At 50.7% G+C, this 13,259-nt stretch carries 15 protein-coding genes; 8 read left to right on the forward strand and 7 right to left on the reverse strand.

The features are described from left to right. Positions 1–28 precede the first annotated feature (28 nt). On the reverse strand, positions 29–346 hold the full coding sequence (locus H6F57_RS11995; RefSeq protein WP_190629662.1) for a hypothetical protein: 318 nt from the start codon (positions 344–346) through the stop codon (positions 29–31). 253 nt (positions 347–599) lie between these two features. On the opposite strand from H6F57_RS11995, the gene H6F57_RS12000 reads away from it, so the two are divergent. Both H6F57_RS12000 and H6F57_RS12005 read left to right on the forward strand, forming a co-directional pair. Further along, a complete protein-coding gene (locus H6F57_RS12000) occupies positions 600–758 on the forward strand; it encodes a hypothetical protein (RefSeq protein WP_190629660.1) in 159 nt (52 codons plus the stop codon). Further along, complete coding sequence (locus H6F57_RS12005) at positions 758–949, forward strand: hypothetical protein (protein WP_190629657.1); 192 nt, start codon at positions 758–760, stop codon at positions 947–949. The genes H6F57_RS12000 and H6F57_RS12005 overlap by 1 nt, the downstream gene beginning before the upstream one ends. Positions 950–1,087: 138 nt before the next feature. On the opposite strand, the gene H6F57_RS12010 is transcribed toward H6F57_RS12005, so the two are convergent. Beyond that, on the reverse strand, positions 1,088–1,513 hold the full coding sequence (locus H6F57_RS12010) for a hypothetical protein (protein ID WP_190629656.1): 426 nt from the start codon (positions 1,511–1,513) through the stop codon (positions 1,088–1,090). Between the two features lie 374 nt (positions 1,514–1,887). On the opposite strand from H6F57_RS12010, the gene H6F57_RS12015 reads away from it, so the two are divergent. Together H6F57_RS12015 and H6F57_RS12020 are read left to right on the forward strand one after the other, a co-directional pair. Continuing rightward, a complete protein-coding gene (locus H6F57_RS12015) occupies positions 1,888–2,565 on the forward strand; it encodes a hypothetical protein (RefSeq protein WP_190629654.1) in 678 nt (225 codons plus the stop codon). A 351-nt stretch (positions 2,566–2,916) separates the two neighbouring features. Then, a complete protein-coding gene (locus H6F57_RS12020) occupies positions 2,917–3,132 on the forward strand; it encodes a Nif11-like leader peptide family natural product precursor (protein WP_190629652.1) in 216 nt (71 codons plus the stop codon). A gap of 227 nt (positions 3,133–3,359) precedes the next feature. On the opposite strand, the gene H6F57_RS12025 is transcribed toward H6F57_RS12020, so the two are convergent. After that, the gene (locus H6F57_RS12025) at positions 3,360–3,866 is read right to left on the reverse strand and encodes a GNAT family N-acetyltransferase (protein ID WP_199294734.1); all 507 of its coding nucleotides are present in this window, start codon (positions 3,864–3,866) and stop codon (positions 3,360–3,362) included. A gap of 83 nt (positions 3,867–3,949) precedes the next feature. On the opposite strand from H6F57_RS12025, the gene H6F57_RS27995 reads away from it, so the two are divergent. After that, a complete protein-coding gene (locus H6F57_RS27995; protein ID WP_277873695.1) occupies positions 3,950–4,078 on the forward strand; it encodes a hypothetical protein in 129 nt (42 codons plus the stop codon). Positions 4,079–4,181: 103 nt separating this feature from the next. Here the strand turns inward: H6F57_RS27995 and H6F57_RS12030 are convergent, their stop codons facing one another. From H6F57_RS12030 to H6F57_RS12045, 4 genes are all read right to left on the reverse strand, one after another. After that, positions 4,182–4,406, reverse strand: coding sequence for a 4-oxalocrotonate tautomerase family protein (locus tag H6F57_RS12030; protein WP_190629933.1), 225 nt, complete (start codon positions 4,404–4,406; stop codon positions 4,182–4,184). A 167-nt stretch (positions 4,407–4,573) separates the two neighbouring features. Continuing rightward, complete coding sequence (locus tag H6F57_RS12035) at positions 4,574–4,930, reverse strand: DUF2500 domain-containing protein (protein WP_190629650.1); 357 nt, start codon at positions 4,928–4,930, stop codon at positions 4,574–4,576. A gap of 224 nt (positions 4,931–5,154) precedes the next feature. Next, positions 5,155–6,726: a hypothetical protein gene (locus tag H6F57_RS12040; protein WP_190629648.1), complete on the reverse strand. Its 1,572-nt coding sequence runs from the start codon at positions 6,724–6,726 to the stop codon at positions 5,155–5,157. A 173-nt stretch (positions 6,727–6,899) separates the two neighbouring features. After that, entirely contained in the window at positions 6,900–7,718 is an 819-nt protein-coding gene (locus tag H6F57_RS12045; protein WP_190629646.1) for a hypothetical protein, read from the reverse strand. Positions 7,719–8,214: 496 nt separating this feature from the next. Here H6F57_RS12045 and H6F57_RS12050 point away from each other — a divergent pair, with 496 nt between their 5' ends. The 3 genes from H6F57_RS12050 (at position 8,215) to H6F57_RS12060 (ending at position 13,050) form a co-directional block, all read left to right on the forward strand. Beyond that, positions 8,215–8,493, forward strand: a complete 279-nt coding sequence (locus H6F57_RS12050) for a hypothetical protein (RefSeq protein ID WP_190629644.1) — start codon at positions 8,215–8,217, stop codon at positions 8,491–8,493. A 123-nt stretch (positions 8,494–8,616) separates the two neighbouring features. After that, on the forward strand, positions 8,617–9,192 hold the full coding sequence (locus H6F57_RS12055; protein WP_190629642.1) for a Uma2 family endonuclease: 576 nt from the start codon (positions 8,617–8,619) through the stop codon (positions 9,190–9,192). A 192-nt stretch (positions 9,193–9,384) separates the two neighbouring features. After that, positions 9,385–13,050, forward strand: a complete 3,666-nt coding sequence (locus H6F57_RS12060) for a CAAX protease (protein WP_190629640.1) — start codon at positions 9,385–9,387, stop codon at positions 13,048–13,050. The last annotated feature ends 209 nt before the right edge of the window (positions 13,051–13,259 follow it).

Below are 13,259 nucleotides of genomic sequence, written 5' to 3' on the forward strand. Positions count from 1 at the left end.
GGGCCGCATTGTTAGGTGCAACGCCACGTTAGGGCACAGGCGCGTCGGGGTTGGCGGCTTCGGTTGCCACGCGGCGATAGACTTGGAAGTTACGCGTTCGGCGGCCGGTGGTGTCTGTTTGCTCTTGCACAACCGCTAGCAATACGCCGTCTTTGGAAGCACTCGACGCGCTGATGCGATCGCGACACCACCTGCTAGTGCGGTGCTGTCGAGGGTGTGCGCTCGCCGATGCGATCGCAGCAGCAATCGAGGGCGGGGATATATCAACTGCACTCGCCACGCTGAGCCGTTTGGGGCGTTGCTGATTTAAGGTATGAAGCGACGGCTCAAAGCTTTGAAAACTCATTCCGGATTTCGCAAATTCATACTGCCATTCAGCAACGCCGCCTAAGCTACGAGCACGTAGGCCAACACGGCGCGTGCAGCCTTAAAGCAATCTTCTCAATGACCACCGAGTGCACAGAGCCTGAGTTCACTAATCTCAAAGAAGAGTTAGGTTATAGGCTGAACGTAGCAGACGGCTGCACAAAAGAGCATCAGGATGCGAGACAACGCGCTCTCAATGATGCAATGACCACTGCTTAAGTAGGAGAGATCACATGCAGATCGAATTTCCCGACCATTTAGTGCCCACCGTAGATAAGTCAGTGAAGGCTTTGAGTGACCAAGCCTTTTTATCAGGTGAGGACCGAACAGTACTTGTCCTGCTTCGAGAACTGCAGCAAGCCATTAGTTCTGGCAAGAGCAAAGAGGAGTAATGGCTAAAATTATGACCCGCTGGGAGACTTTCTCGTACGATGTTTTGGGCAACAAGCACGATGGATACGAGGTCAACAACACCTACAGAGGTGAAGAAGTTGACCTAGCCCTTGAGTTAAAAGGCTACAACCAGGGCGCCCCAGAGAAGTTCTACGTGGCAGCCAGCTTGGGCAGCGATCGCAAGCGGTAGGTTCTTTGGCTCAGGCCTTCCAGATGGCGCAAACCATTCCTGGTGAGGAATCGCAGACTATTAACGTTCGAGGTGGTGAAAATCCGTTGTCAGTTGAAGATGAGCAAGACCGGGGTAGCTTGTTGGCAGCGATCGCGCTCAAATATGCTCAGATTGGTGAGGAGCAGCAGTCACTATGCGGCGATAGACCTGGAAGTTGCGCGTCCGGCGGCTGGTGGTGTCTGTCTGCTCTTGCACAACGGCTAGCAACGCTCCGTCTTTGGAGGCGACCCGGCGCGCTGACGCGATCACTACACCACCTGCTAGTGCGGTGCTGTCGAGGGTGTGCGTATCGACTCGCGTCAGCGTGTGTGCGTCGGGGCCGTGGGCGGGAGCGTCCGGCAAGGCGGGAAGCGGGTGCGGTATTCCATCCGCCTGGCCGCCAAAGGTGACTTCGTGCACTGGACCATCGGGTTCGGTCTGCCAGCGCACGTGCAGGGTGAGCACGCCGGGGGCTAACTCGGCGATCGTATAGCGACCACTCGCTGGCGGCGCGGCGGCCTCGTATAACGACAGTTCGGGCACGAGTTCCCATGTACCGAGATATTGGTCGATGGGCATCACTGTCTCCAAGGTGGTAAATGTGGTGCGCTCTAACTATAGATAAGTATTAGATCTGCTAGCTAAGCTTTTTCGTTAGGTGGTCCCTAGGAGTGGGGCGCGGCGATCGCGCATGGATGGGTGAAGGAGTTTGTGCGCTCAGGGTAGGTTGTTGGGTGAGAAGACTATCTAAGGAGTTGGGTTACACTGGCGCTTCACCTAACCTACCGTAGCTGTTGGTCGGGCATAGCCTAAAAGACTTAATTAGATCGCCCTAAAAGTCTTTATCTACCCTTGGGTGGTGGGTTCGCTAATCTTAAACTTTGACAATCAGCGTAATGCAGTGAAATTCAGACATCATGGTACGATCGCTGACGCTCTGGTTTATTTGGCTTAGTTTTATCATTTGTGTACTGTTTTTTGCACCACCCTTGCAGCGCGATACGTTGCAACCGTTGCAATCAATACTAGCTGGGCAAATCCCTTCTATCAATCCAGTGATTTTGTCACTATTTAGCTTGGTAGGTATTTGGCTATTAATTTATAGCTGCCTTATTTTTGCAGATGGGAGAATGCAGAACTTGCCTGCTTGGGTGTTTATGCTAGCCTCGATCGCGTCTGGGGTGATTGCTCTCATTCCATACTTGGCATTGCGACAGCCCAATCGATCGTTCTCGGGTGAAAAAGATCCCTGGATTGCGGTATTAGATTCACAGATGACTGGGGTGGTTTTGACTATTAGCACGATCGTTTTAGTTCTTTATGCAATCTTGTGGGGCGATTGGGCTGCTTTTGCCCAAGAGTTTATGACGAATCGGTTTATTTATGGAATGAGTATTGCGTTTGGTCTGTTCTGTGTGTTGTTTCCTTATCCAACGCTGTTGAAGGATGACATGGCGCGGCGGGGGCTGGAGCCTGATTCTCAGCTATTTAACATAGCAGCGTGGATTCCCCTATTTGGACCGCTTGCCTATTTATGTTTGCGTCCTTCACTGCTGGCATTTCGGTTTCGCAATCAATCTCTGAGCAACCGTTAATTTAATCGGTGTGAAATCGTTGCTGGTTGACCTGATAGACAGGATGCGATCGCCCCAAGCTTTCGATACACTTTCAACCGTTGATTAACTCAGGCTGGGGTTTGAGTGCAGCGATCGCGCACGGATGTTGTGAAGGAATTTTTGCGCTTAGGGCAGGTGGTTGGACAAGAAAACTATCCAAGGAGTTGGATTACGCTAGCGCTTTACCCAACTTACAAACTCAACAGAAAATTTTACAATGGGAGTCCCGCTCGTTGTCGATATCTTGAAAGGGTAGTAGAATCTGCTTGAAGCCTGTAATGGTTTCCCTTTTTGACATATAAGCAGCTAATAAGAATAGGAATTTTCAATATGGCTTTAGATCAACTTGAGGCATTTTTAAAGAAAATGAAGTCTGAACCTGCACTCAAAAAGGAGGTGATCGGAGCATCAACTGCAGATGATGTTGCGCGAGTAGCATTAAAACTTGGTTTTGAATTTTCAGGTGATGAATTACTGAGAATGTCAGGAAAGAACTTTGGCGGAGTTACTGTTATAAAAAGCGTTCTTCCTGGGGAGTATAATTAAGCGCTTTTTGAATATCTGATCATGCAAGGATAGAAAGAGCAAACACCGTATTTGCTTCAAGTCAGGAGTATCTTTACCCGCATTAAACGCTCTCTTGAGCAGCTCTCATAACTCTGCTGGAATGGTTGGGTTTCCTTCGTTAACCCAACCTACAAGAGCTCTGCGATCGCACTGATAGTCCTCGCTACAAAACTTGCCAACATTATCAGCCCTCTCCAATCAGATTGTTAGTTTGGTTTCAGTATTTTACAGTCCCGCTTCATCAATAGGGACTCATCGCTTCTGCTGATAATGTTAAAGCCGAAACGCTCATACAATCTCACTGCTGGATTGTCGATCGACACACTGAGAGAGATAGGTGACTGTCCACAAGGTGACTCCACTAAATGTGTGAGTAGCTGGGTGCCAACACCTTGACCTCGATATTCAGGAAAAACTGCAATTCCTAATTCTGGCGTGTAATCATCTATATAGCCATAACCTTTGTTGTTTCCCGTTAATAACCGCAACCAAACTGCGCCAATAGGCTTCCCTGTTAGAGAATCAATAACCATGAAGCCACAATCGCCATCGCTGCCCCAGTCTTGAACGTAACGAGCGAGTTCAGGCAAGTGAATGACTTTGCGTGGCAAAGGAGCTTGACCTTCAGGGAGATACAAAGCCTGATACAACATCTCCCATAGAAACGCCTCGTCCTCGTCCTCGTCTTTGAGTGCTCGAATAATCCACGCCATAGTTTTCGCCATGATCTCATTGAGAGGAAGGCTAACGTTGCCCACTACCCGCTACTGAGTAGACGGAGGTGGGGTGCAACGTAGTGAACCCCAATACACTCAAACCAAGCTTTCAGCTCCTACTCATTGTGATGGAGTGGGGGTTGCCGATCGCAGGTGACGACGGTGAAAAAGTAGGTGTCTGGGTGTGTGGGCGCGGCGATCGCGCATAGATGGGTGAAGGAATTTGTGCGCTTAGGATGGGATATTTGGTAGGAAAATTATTAGGGTTGTTGGGTTACACTGACGCTTCACTCAACCTACAGTGCTCGGCAATTAGTAGGTTTCAGTTGATAACTCAGGTACCTGCTGTTTCTTCCAGTCATCGGTTAGTAGACCTGAGAAACCCCAGTTTTCATCTGCAATTTCTTGAATAACGATATGCGTATGCTCTGGCTTTTTTCCCAAGATACGCACAAGTGAGGTGGTCACCTCTTTAACGAGTTGAGCTTTTTGGTCTCTAGTAGCACCTTGTGTAATTTGAATGTTCACGTACGGCATAGGAATTCCTTTAGGGTTTGGGTTAATGCTATCGCGCATGGATGGGCGTAGAAATTTATGCGCTTAGGGTAGGTTGTTGGGTAAGAAAACTATTAGGAAGTTGGGTTACGCTAGCGATTCATCCAACCTACAGTGCTAAAACTAGCTCAACCTAACTTACTAACTACTTACCTCATTTGCCGCTGAAATCCACGATATCGGGTTCCTTGATAAGTCAGTGTACCTAAGTCTCCCTCAACAAGCTGACCGTACTCTTTACCAGAAATACGAAACTCGTGTCGCTGACCACGTTCATCCTCGAAGGTACAGTAGTAATACGTTGATGTTTTACCACCGCGATTGGGTGAAACACGTCCACTCACTCGTGTTCGCTTCGCAACAACTTGAGATGCAACGGACAAAATGGGTTGCGTATTATTGTGTTGCCATTTCACTATCGCTTTAATTATTGTAAACACGATGGCGCCGACTACGATGATGGCGATTATGCCGATGAAAATTGGAACAATTGTGGATAAATCCATAGGTAGGAGTTGCTGATCGCGGGTGACGACGGTGAGGAAGTAGGTGGACTCTGGGTGTGTGGGCGCGGCGATCGCGCTTAGATAGGTGAAGAAATTTATGCGCTTGGGGTTAGTGTTGGTTAAGGAAACTATCAGGGGAGTTGGGCCTGCTAGCGCTTCACCCAACATACAGCTGCTAATAGCTTCCCCAGCTTACTCCAACAGAATTATCATACGCTGGTTGTTCAAGGAGTTTTAGTAGCTCGATTCAAGAGAGTATCACCGATGGCAGTTATCAAACTAGTCATCTCGGAAAGAATATTATTAAAAGCTCCCTTTAAATCACCATCTAAAATACCTAGCTTCTTTATAGTTTTCTCGTATTTTGATCCTCGCCTGTGTGCGACTCCAGTAGACCGCAAACCTTGTAAGCCCCCAAGAAATCTATTAACATCTAGATCAACACCCTCGCCTTTAAGATACTTTTCAAGTAGCTTTATTGAACCATTCTCATCAATGCCAGTTTTCTGTTTAAGCACCTTTACATTAATGGAATCTATTGTTGTTTTTACTAAAGAAAGAATTTGTGAGTCAAATTCAGACTGCTCATTGCTAGTTAGTGAGTGCAACGTTTGAAAACAGTGTTTGTCCCCTTCTGACAAAGGCAAAAATAGATGCCAGTCATTCACTTGATGCCATTTTTCCTGAAATTGTTCGAATATAAATTTAAATCTAAAATCAGGGCTTTCTGCACTAGAAAACTGCCCTAGCATACTTCTCCTGAAGCATGTCTCACTCATCTTTCTGCCCTCAGGAGCTAGGCTAAAACTTTTCCAATAAACTTGTTCAAGATGAGGAATGTCTCTACCTAAATCACCAAGAAAAACACAAACATGATCTGGAGAATTATTGTCAATTCTTAATCGCCAAAATCCTTTCTTATAGATTGAGCTATCTCCAACCTCATACTCTGTTGACAAGCTATAGTACTTCTGCAAAACCTCTCTCTTAAAATAAACTGGTGTCAAATAGTGTGGATTACCTGAGTTGCCCCCAAAGTAATTTGCTAGTAGAGAAGGATTGCAGGAGTACAATGTGTGATCATGAGCATCACCATTAATGATAAATTCTTCGTATTTCTTCTCTAAGCTAAAAGGAGATGTGTTTTCTTCATTTCGTTCAGTGCAGTAGAACAACTTCTTGCCACAGATTCGAGTGAAGGTGCTAAATCCCTTCACATATGAATTATCCCAATAACGAGTGTAAGAAACCAGACTGCCGAATGATACTTCATCTCGTTGTCTAAAAACATTGTTTTCATGTCTTGTCTTCTCGAAGAATAGAAGGAGATTATATTGTCTTGCAGACATGAATGCACTTAAGAATGATTTGCGGATTGAAAATTCTGAATCAGAATATCTGATTACTTCGATTTCAGTTCCATTCTCGTCATAAATTGCATATTTTTTGTTTTCAAAATCATGGAATAAATTTAGATATAGTACTAACTCCTGAAGGATTTCAAAATAGAATTTTCTTGTGCCATGAAACTCTCGGTATATTACAAGAGGTAAAAACTTTGAGCAGTTTGACTCGTACCATATGTCTGAGCCACATGTAACAATTGATGGCCCCCCTCCACCAAGTGCAAGATCCCATCCATAGTTCTGCATGAGTGTTTCTGTCTCTGAAGGACTAACTAAACACGAATAAAACGCGCCGTCCTCAGATCCATCATCCTTATCAAGATCCTTATATAAGGGAATCCATATACCTTCGCCTAAGTCCTGCTCAACAAACTTCAGAAAATCATCCATATCTTTTTAAGCTTAATGATTTTTTGTGAGACATAACAATTATTGGACCCTCCTATCTACTATTCTCTCAACAATGGATCATGCTGGCACTTCATTGCAAGCTATAGTAGCTGGCTGTTAAATTATCGATAAAATCATGGTTTGTTATGCGGCTCCCTCACTCTACTGCCAACTTAAGACAACATTCTTTCAACTACAGCTTCAGAAACAACTAAGAATTTAAGAACTGAGCTTGTTGCACCTGAAATAATAGAATCATCACGATCTGGCATAATAGAGCTGGCTTCATGGCATAATCTGTGCCTTAACTCAAACACGTCTTTAATGGTAGATAACATATCGCGATGAATTTTTTGGGATGTCGGCAAAACTAAATTATCAGATATTATTAAATATCCTCTCCTGATATAGTCTTCCTTGTCACCCATAAGAATTTCAGGTTGCTGCAATTCATTGCTATTTTCAACTTCTTTCTGTAGCGCCTCTGAAAAGCTGCCGCCCGTCAGTTTAGTCATAGTGCTTTCAATATTTTCGAAGCTACTAATTGGTAAAAGATGCGAGATAAAATCCCCTATTGAAAGCTCTGCCTTTTCAAGTGATATGGCTGTTCTGATACTGAATTTTATATCAGAAAAATCGGCGGCATTGCTTTTATAGGGGTCGCCGAAATCTATTAAATCTGCATATACTTGCCTAAAATAGGCCTCAATGCAAGCAATAAGACCTATAGGAATATAACGAGAGATCTCGTTTAAGACTCCTGAATACTGTATAACGTGAATCTTGTTTTTCATCTCATCATATCCTTCCATCTCTTCAATGGCTGATTCATGACAGACAAATTCTAGAAGATCAATAGCTTGGTGAATAGTACCTATTCGAGAAATTCGATTAGAAACTAAATCCCACCTTGGTCTTGACGGTTCTAGCCATTCTCTAATTGGTATATTTCTGGCTTTTTTTTCGAGAATTTCATCGATAATATTTCGCATATGCATCCATATAAGTTAGTAGTATTTCTTATGTGGTTTAACTAACGCAACCATTCACAATTTCTAGCCATTACTTTCGGTAAATCGAGTGCACTAAATAGTGAACACAAGAAAATTTTATGCCTAATTACTCTGCAAAACTAACTGGGTTGAGGAAGTAGTGTCACTATTCCATTACTCAATTCTATTTCACCTGCAATTACTTTGACATCTTGAAATATCAGTCAGGTTTCGCTATACGGTTGACGGGGAGCGATCGCACCATTATCCTCTTACATTAAGCCGTTCAGCCAGAGCGGTGACCACGCAGAACTCGAAAATCTTAGCGCTGCCTGAAGGTGTTAACGGCACCAACAGACAGCTAACCCCGCAAATCTAACGCGCAGATTGCGAGGCTAGGCCCATCGTACCCTAGCCCCCTCAGTTTGCACTTCAACTGCGGGTGGCTGGGGTTTTCGCGTTCTGTTTCTTTCCATCACCAAAGGAAACAGAACCCATGTTTGAATATCTCGACCCAGATGCCAGCGGCGCATTTAATCTTCCGCCGTCTTCACCCAGCACCCCCCAAATTCGCCCAGAGCGGGTGCGTCACATGCTCTACGGCAGCCTCGCAGGCATTGACCGCACCATCAAAATCCTCCACACCTACGGCTATGCCGACCCCAACGACTGGAGCGACCCCATCCCCGTACCCCCCAGCAGAGCCGAGACCGGCTTGTCTAGCGGAGTCGGAACTTGGATGGTGATCCTTACCAAAACCCTGCTGCTGGAGTAGTTTGCCCTCTACCGACTCGGTGGCTAGTAGTTAGCCGGGTGGAGACACCCGGCCAGCCATACCAAGTCCCTGCCAAAAAGCACACCCGGTAAAATAGTGGCATCGAGCAGCAGGTGATCGCCCGTGGCACAAGCCCAACCCCAGCTCAAAACCTTTAGCGACTTTCTCGCCTACGCCCAGGAGGTCGAAGGCTACTACGAACTCACTAACGGAGAACTGGTTGAAATGCCGCCGGAGTCTGACGAAAACCTATATCGGGCAATGCGGCTCTACGAAGCCCTCAAGTCCGTTGTAGATATGCGACAAATCCGCCTTCAGGGTTTGGCCATAGCCATGCCGGGGCAGCCCAAAAATCGCTATCCAGACCTGACGGTGCTGCGGCCCGAGCATCCCGAGCAGATGCGTGAGCTGGGGCAAGCGGCCATTACCCTAGAGATGGCTCCCCCTTTGCTGGTAGTCGAGGTGGTCAGCCCAGGAGCCGAAAATCGCCGCCGCGACTATCTAGAAAAGCGCAACCAGTACGAGTGGCGCGGCATTGGCGAATATTGGATTCTCGACCCAGCGGTGGGCCGGGTGACCGTTCTGAGTTTGACCCCCCAGGGCTATAGCGAAGCCACATTTGAGGGAGAATCTGTGGTTGAATCGTTTACTTTTCCCGATTGGGCAATGACCGCCGAGGCTATGCTGGCGGTGACCTAACGGTAGGGAAAACCTATGTGGGCTAAGCTGCACCCGGCAACTTGCGTTAACGATCTAGCTATCACGCTTGTGCTTAGTTCGAGCTGGCGCTGCGGTGGGCGGAGCTGCCCCAAAATCCTTCATTTAACCTAACAGAGCGGTTTCGTCCCTGCCCTTGGAGTAAAATCTCGGCACAAGGTTGAGGCTGAGCCAATGCTAGATCGCTTCTGGGAAGTGCTGGGCTACGTGTTTGCTCTCAACGACCAGGCCTTTCGCATTGCCACTACCGTACCAGCGGGCAGAAGCCTGGCGCTGTTAGTGGTTTTGCTGGCAGGGCTATCTCAGGGCCTTGGGCAGAGCATCGTTCTCTTCGTCAACCAGGTGCGGCCCGCTCGATTCGTGCTTAGCCTGGGCATCAACGCGGTGCTGTTTACCTTTGGCTTTTTGGCCCTGGTGTTGAGCACCTGGCTGGTGACCCTGGCTCCCTGGGCGCAGAATATGCCCTTTGGGCAGCTGGTGACGGTGCTGGGGTTGGCCTACGCCCCGCTGCTGTTTAGCTTTCTAGGAGCACTGCCCTACCTAGGGGTGCCCATTCTCAACCTGCTGTCGGTGTGGCATTTGCTGGCCATGGTGGTGGGGTTTGGGGCGATCGCAAACCTGGGCATCAGCCACGCCTTTAGCTACGTTGCCCTGGGCTGGATTTTGCTGCAAGTTTTGCAAAACACCGTGGGTCAGCCCATAGCCAACTTGGGCAAGCGCATTGCCAACCAGGCGGCGGGGGTCGATCTCGTCACCAATCGTCGAGATTTGACCGAGTCATCTCAAGCGGGGTTGGCCGAAACCTCTACCCGCTGGCACGAAGAGTTTACCCAGCGATTTGGCGCCCTCACCCAGGGGGACACGATGCCGGAACGGGTTGCTTCGCAAATCGCCACCGTCACCGGAGAACCCTCGGCCAGGGCCCTGGCCCTGGCCGGGGACTCGACCGTCTCTGTCAATGCCGGCCCAAACGGCGATCGCCTTGACGGCTTTAAGAAACTGCTAGGCCTAGGTGCCATAGCGATGCTAGCAGTGGTGGTGCTGGCGCTGCTGCGGCCCATTCGAGCCTGGTGGTTTGGCTGGTTGAGCGGCCTGCCCAGCCTGGCCCTGCTAGTGCTGAACTTTGTCTGGATTGGCATTGTCGCTCTGGTGGTGGCCGGGCTGCTGGCCCCCCTCGAAACCCTGGGCTGGTGGGCCGGCTGGTATGACGACGAGGTCAACACCACCGTCAACGCAGGAGAACTGGCCGAACCCGTGGCCGACTCTAGCCAGGTCAGCCGCTACGTGGTCTACCTCGACGGCATCGGCATCTCCAGCTTTGAGTACCTGCCCGATATTGAAGAATTTCTCGACACCCTCGCCCCCACCCTGCCCCAGGGCGTGGCGCTGATTCGCGGCATCATGCCCTACTCGGTGATGAATGCGCCCCTGGATGAAGATCGGCCCCTGTCGTTTCTGTGGCGCTACGCCGACAAGCTGCGCTTTGCCAACCCCATGAGCGTGCTGGGCCTGCTGGTCAACATTCGCAATGTGCTGATTGTGGGGGTGTCGGCCGACAAGCGCTATGGCCCACTTTACAACCAGGGCATTGCCCAGGTGGTGTTTAACGGCCTGATCAAAAATGGCTACCGGGTGGGCAGCGGCACCCCCGTCACGCTGATGGGTTATAGCGGCGGCGGGCAGATGTGCTGCGCCAGCGCCCCCTACCTCAAGCGGGCTCTGGGTGCTCCCATCGACGTGATTTCCCTGGGTGGGGTGATGAGCGCCAACATCAACCTGCTCCAACTGGAGCATCTCTATCACCTGTCGGGCGAGAAGGATGTGGTGGAAAAGCTAGGGCCAAAGATTTTTCCGGGGCGCTGGCGGTTGTTTCCGCTGTCGTTCTGGAACCGGGCTAAGCGGCGGGGCAAAATTTCGTTTATTTCCCTGGGGCCGGTGGGGCATCAGGTGCCGAGGGGCATTCTCGACCCCAAGCTGGTGCTGCCCGATGGCCGCAGTGCCCTCAGGCAGACCATCGACACTATCAACGCCATTCTGCGGGGCGAAATATTGGAGACCGAGCTAGAGCGGGGCGGCAAGGCCAATAACTACGACATCTTTCGCGCCACCCCTCTGGCGCAGTACCAGAGCTATCCGCTCGATCAGCGCCCTAACCCAGCGCTCTACGTGCCGATTGCCGACTGGGTTGGACGGTTAATTTTGCCCGCCAAAGCCGAGCGCTTTGGTGGCGTCTTCTACGAAATTCACCACGCGCCCGACGACCACCACAGGCTAGTGGGCCAGGTGGTGAAGCTGCGCTGGTCTGACCACCCCCTCACCCAACAAATGGTGCAGGCCGTCACCCACGATGTGCACTTTAGCGCTGATGCCGAGTACGCCAGCCGTTGTGGCGGCGTGATTAACCCGGTGCGGCTCAACCACTGGCTGCGGGTCGACCCGCTAGAATCTCTGGCCGGGTCGCTGCCGGAGGATGACCTGGTGGTGGTGGTGGAAAATCCTCAGGTAGTGCGCGATCGCGCTGGGGTAACGCTCTTGATCGCCGCTCAGCCGATGGAGGTGACGGGGCGCTACTACGGCCTGGTGCAATTTGTGGGCTCAACAGGCGACCAGTGGCGAGTACGGCACTTTAGCAAAGCGAGCCGCGCCTTTGACGGCCCTGAGGAAGTGGTGAGCCTGCCCCCAGTGGCCCCAATGGCGGTCTACGGCAGCCATCCCTCTACTACGCAAGGTCTGGAGCGATCGCCCTACAACGAGACCGGGTGGTATATCTACGGCGCGCCAAATGCCAGCGGTACCTTTGTGGTGCAGGCACTGGGGCCACGCGCCCTGTTCCGGTTACAGCCCCAGCGGGTGGTGTTTGGCGGCGCTGAGGCGGCCTACCGCTACATTCGTAAAGAGTCGTGGGCCGACGTGGTGGCCCAAAAGGGCAAGGTCGGCTCGGTGCTCTGTACGGGGCGAGACAACGGTCGGCCAGAGGCGATCGCAGCGGCGATCGATGAGTGGCAGGTGGGCGATCGCGCCCTCATCCTCCACACCTACGGCGGCATCGGCGGCAACCAGAAAGAACCCGCTGCCGCCACTCCTATTTTCTTTGGCCACTTTGCCTATGGTCGGGCCGAGGTGGTGCACGACCCGCTAGCAGATGAACGGCGGTTTGAGATTCGCTACTACCAGGTTTACGCCCACAACATTGACGGGTTGATTGCAGGCACCATTCACTGGTCGCGGTATCAGGGCGATCGTCAGCGGGGTTGGCTGGGTACCCGCCCCACCTGCGACATTTTGGTCAAGCTCAACTCCTTTAACCGCAACTACTACTTTGACGACGAGCGGCGATCGCCCCTCACCCGCATGGAGGCCCATCTGCAAGCCATGACCGCCCGCTACCGCATCGGCGACGGCACCGGCGGCACCTTTGTCGGCCCGTCAAACAACTGCTCCCAAGATTCGAATCAGGCGCTGTTTGCGAGCTTGCAGGGCACCGGCCTCAGCCTTTACCGTCACGCCGATGCCCTGATTGATCAGCACCCCGACCAGGCCGAACCCCTGCACCAGCTTGCCCTCTTTGGCAAAGACCTCAAAGATACCCTGCAACCCTTGGGGGGCCTGCGCCCCACTTGGGAAAAGAACGAATTTAACCTGGGTAGCTCGATCGAAGACGAACCCCTGCGCAACCTACTGATGGGGCTGGGCAGCTGGCGCACGGTGTTTCCTCGCAAGGCCAGCGATGTGGTGGTGCACAAGTTTCTCAAGTACGGCGCGTCGGCCTGGGTATTGCGCACCAGTCAGGTAGGCGGCCACGACCCCAATCTTGAACCGATCGCGCCGATGACGTTTTAAGGGCCCTGTCGACGACAGTGAGAATATTGTTGCCCTGAAAGCTTAGAGATGGCATACCCATGTCCGCCGCTAGAGCACGGGAAGCTAGAAACCTAAGGTCGTTATAACCAACAGCTAAGCCAAAAAAACAAGCAATAGAGGGAATGCAAATGCCGCCAGCAAACCAATCAGTAGGGCAGTTAGCAATGCAGTTGCCACAGTTCGTTTAT

Origin of the sequence: Leptolyngbya sp. FACHB-60 (genome assembly GCF_014695775.1) — a bacterium.
In the GTDB taxonomy this organism is placed as follows: domain Bacteria; phylum Cyanobacteriota; class Cyanobacteriia; order Phormidesmidales; family Phormidesmidaceae; genus Nodosilinea.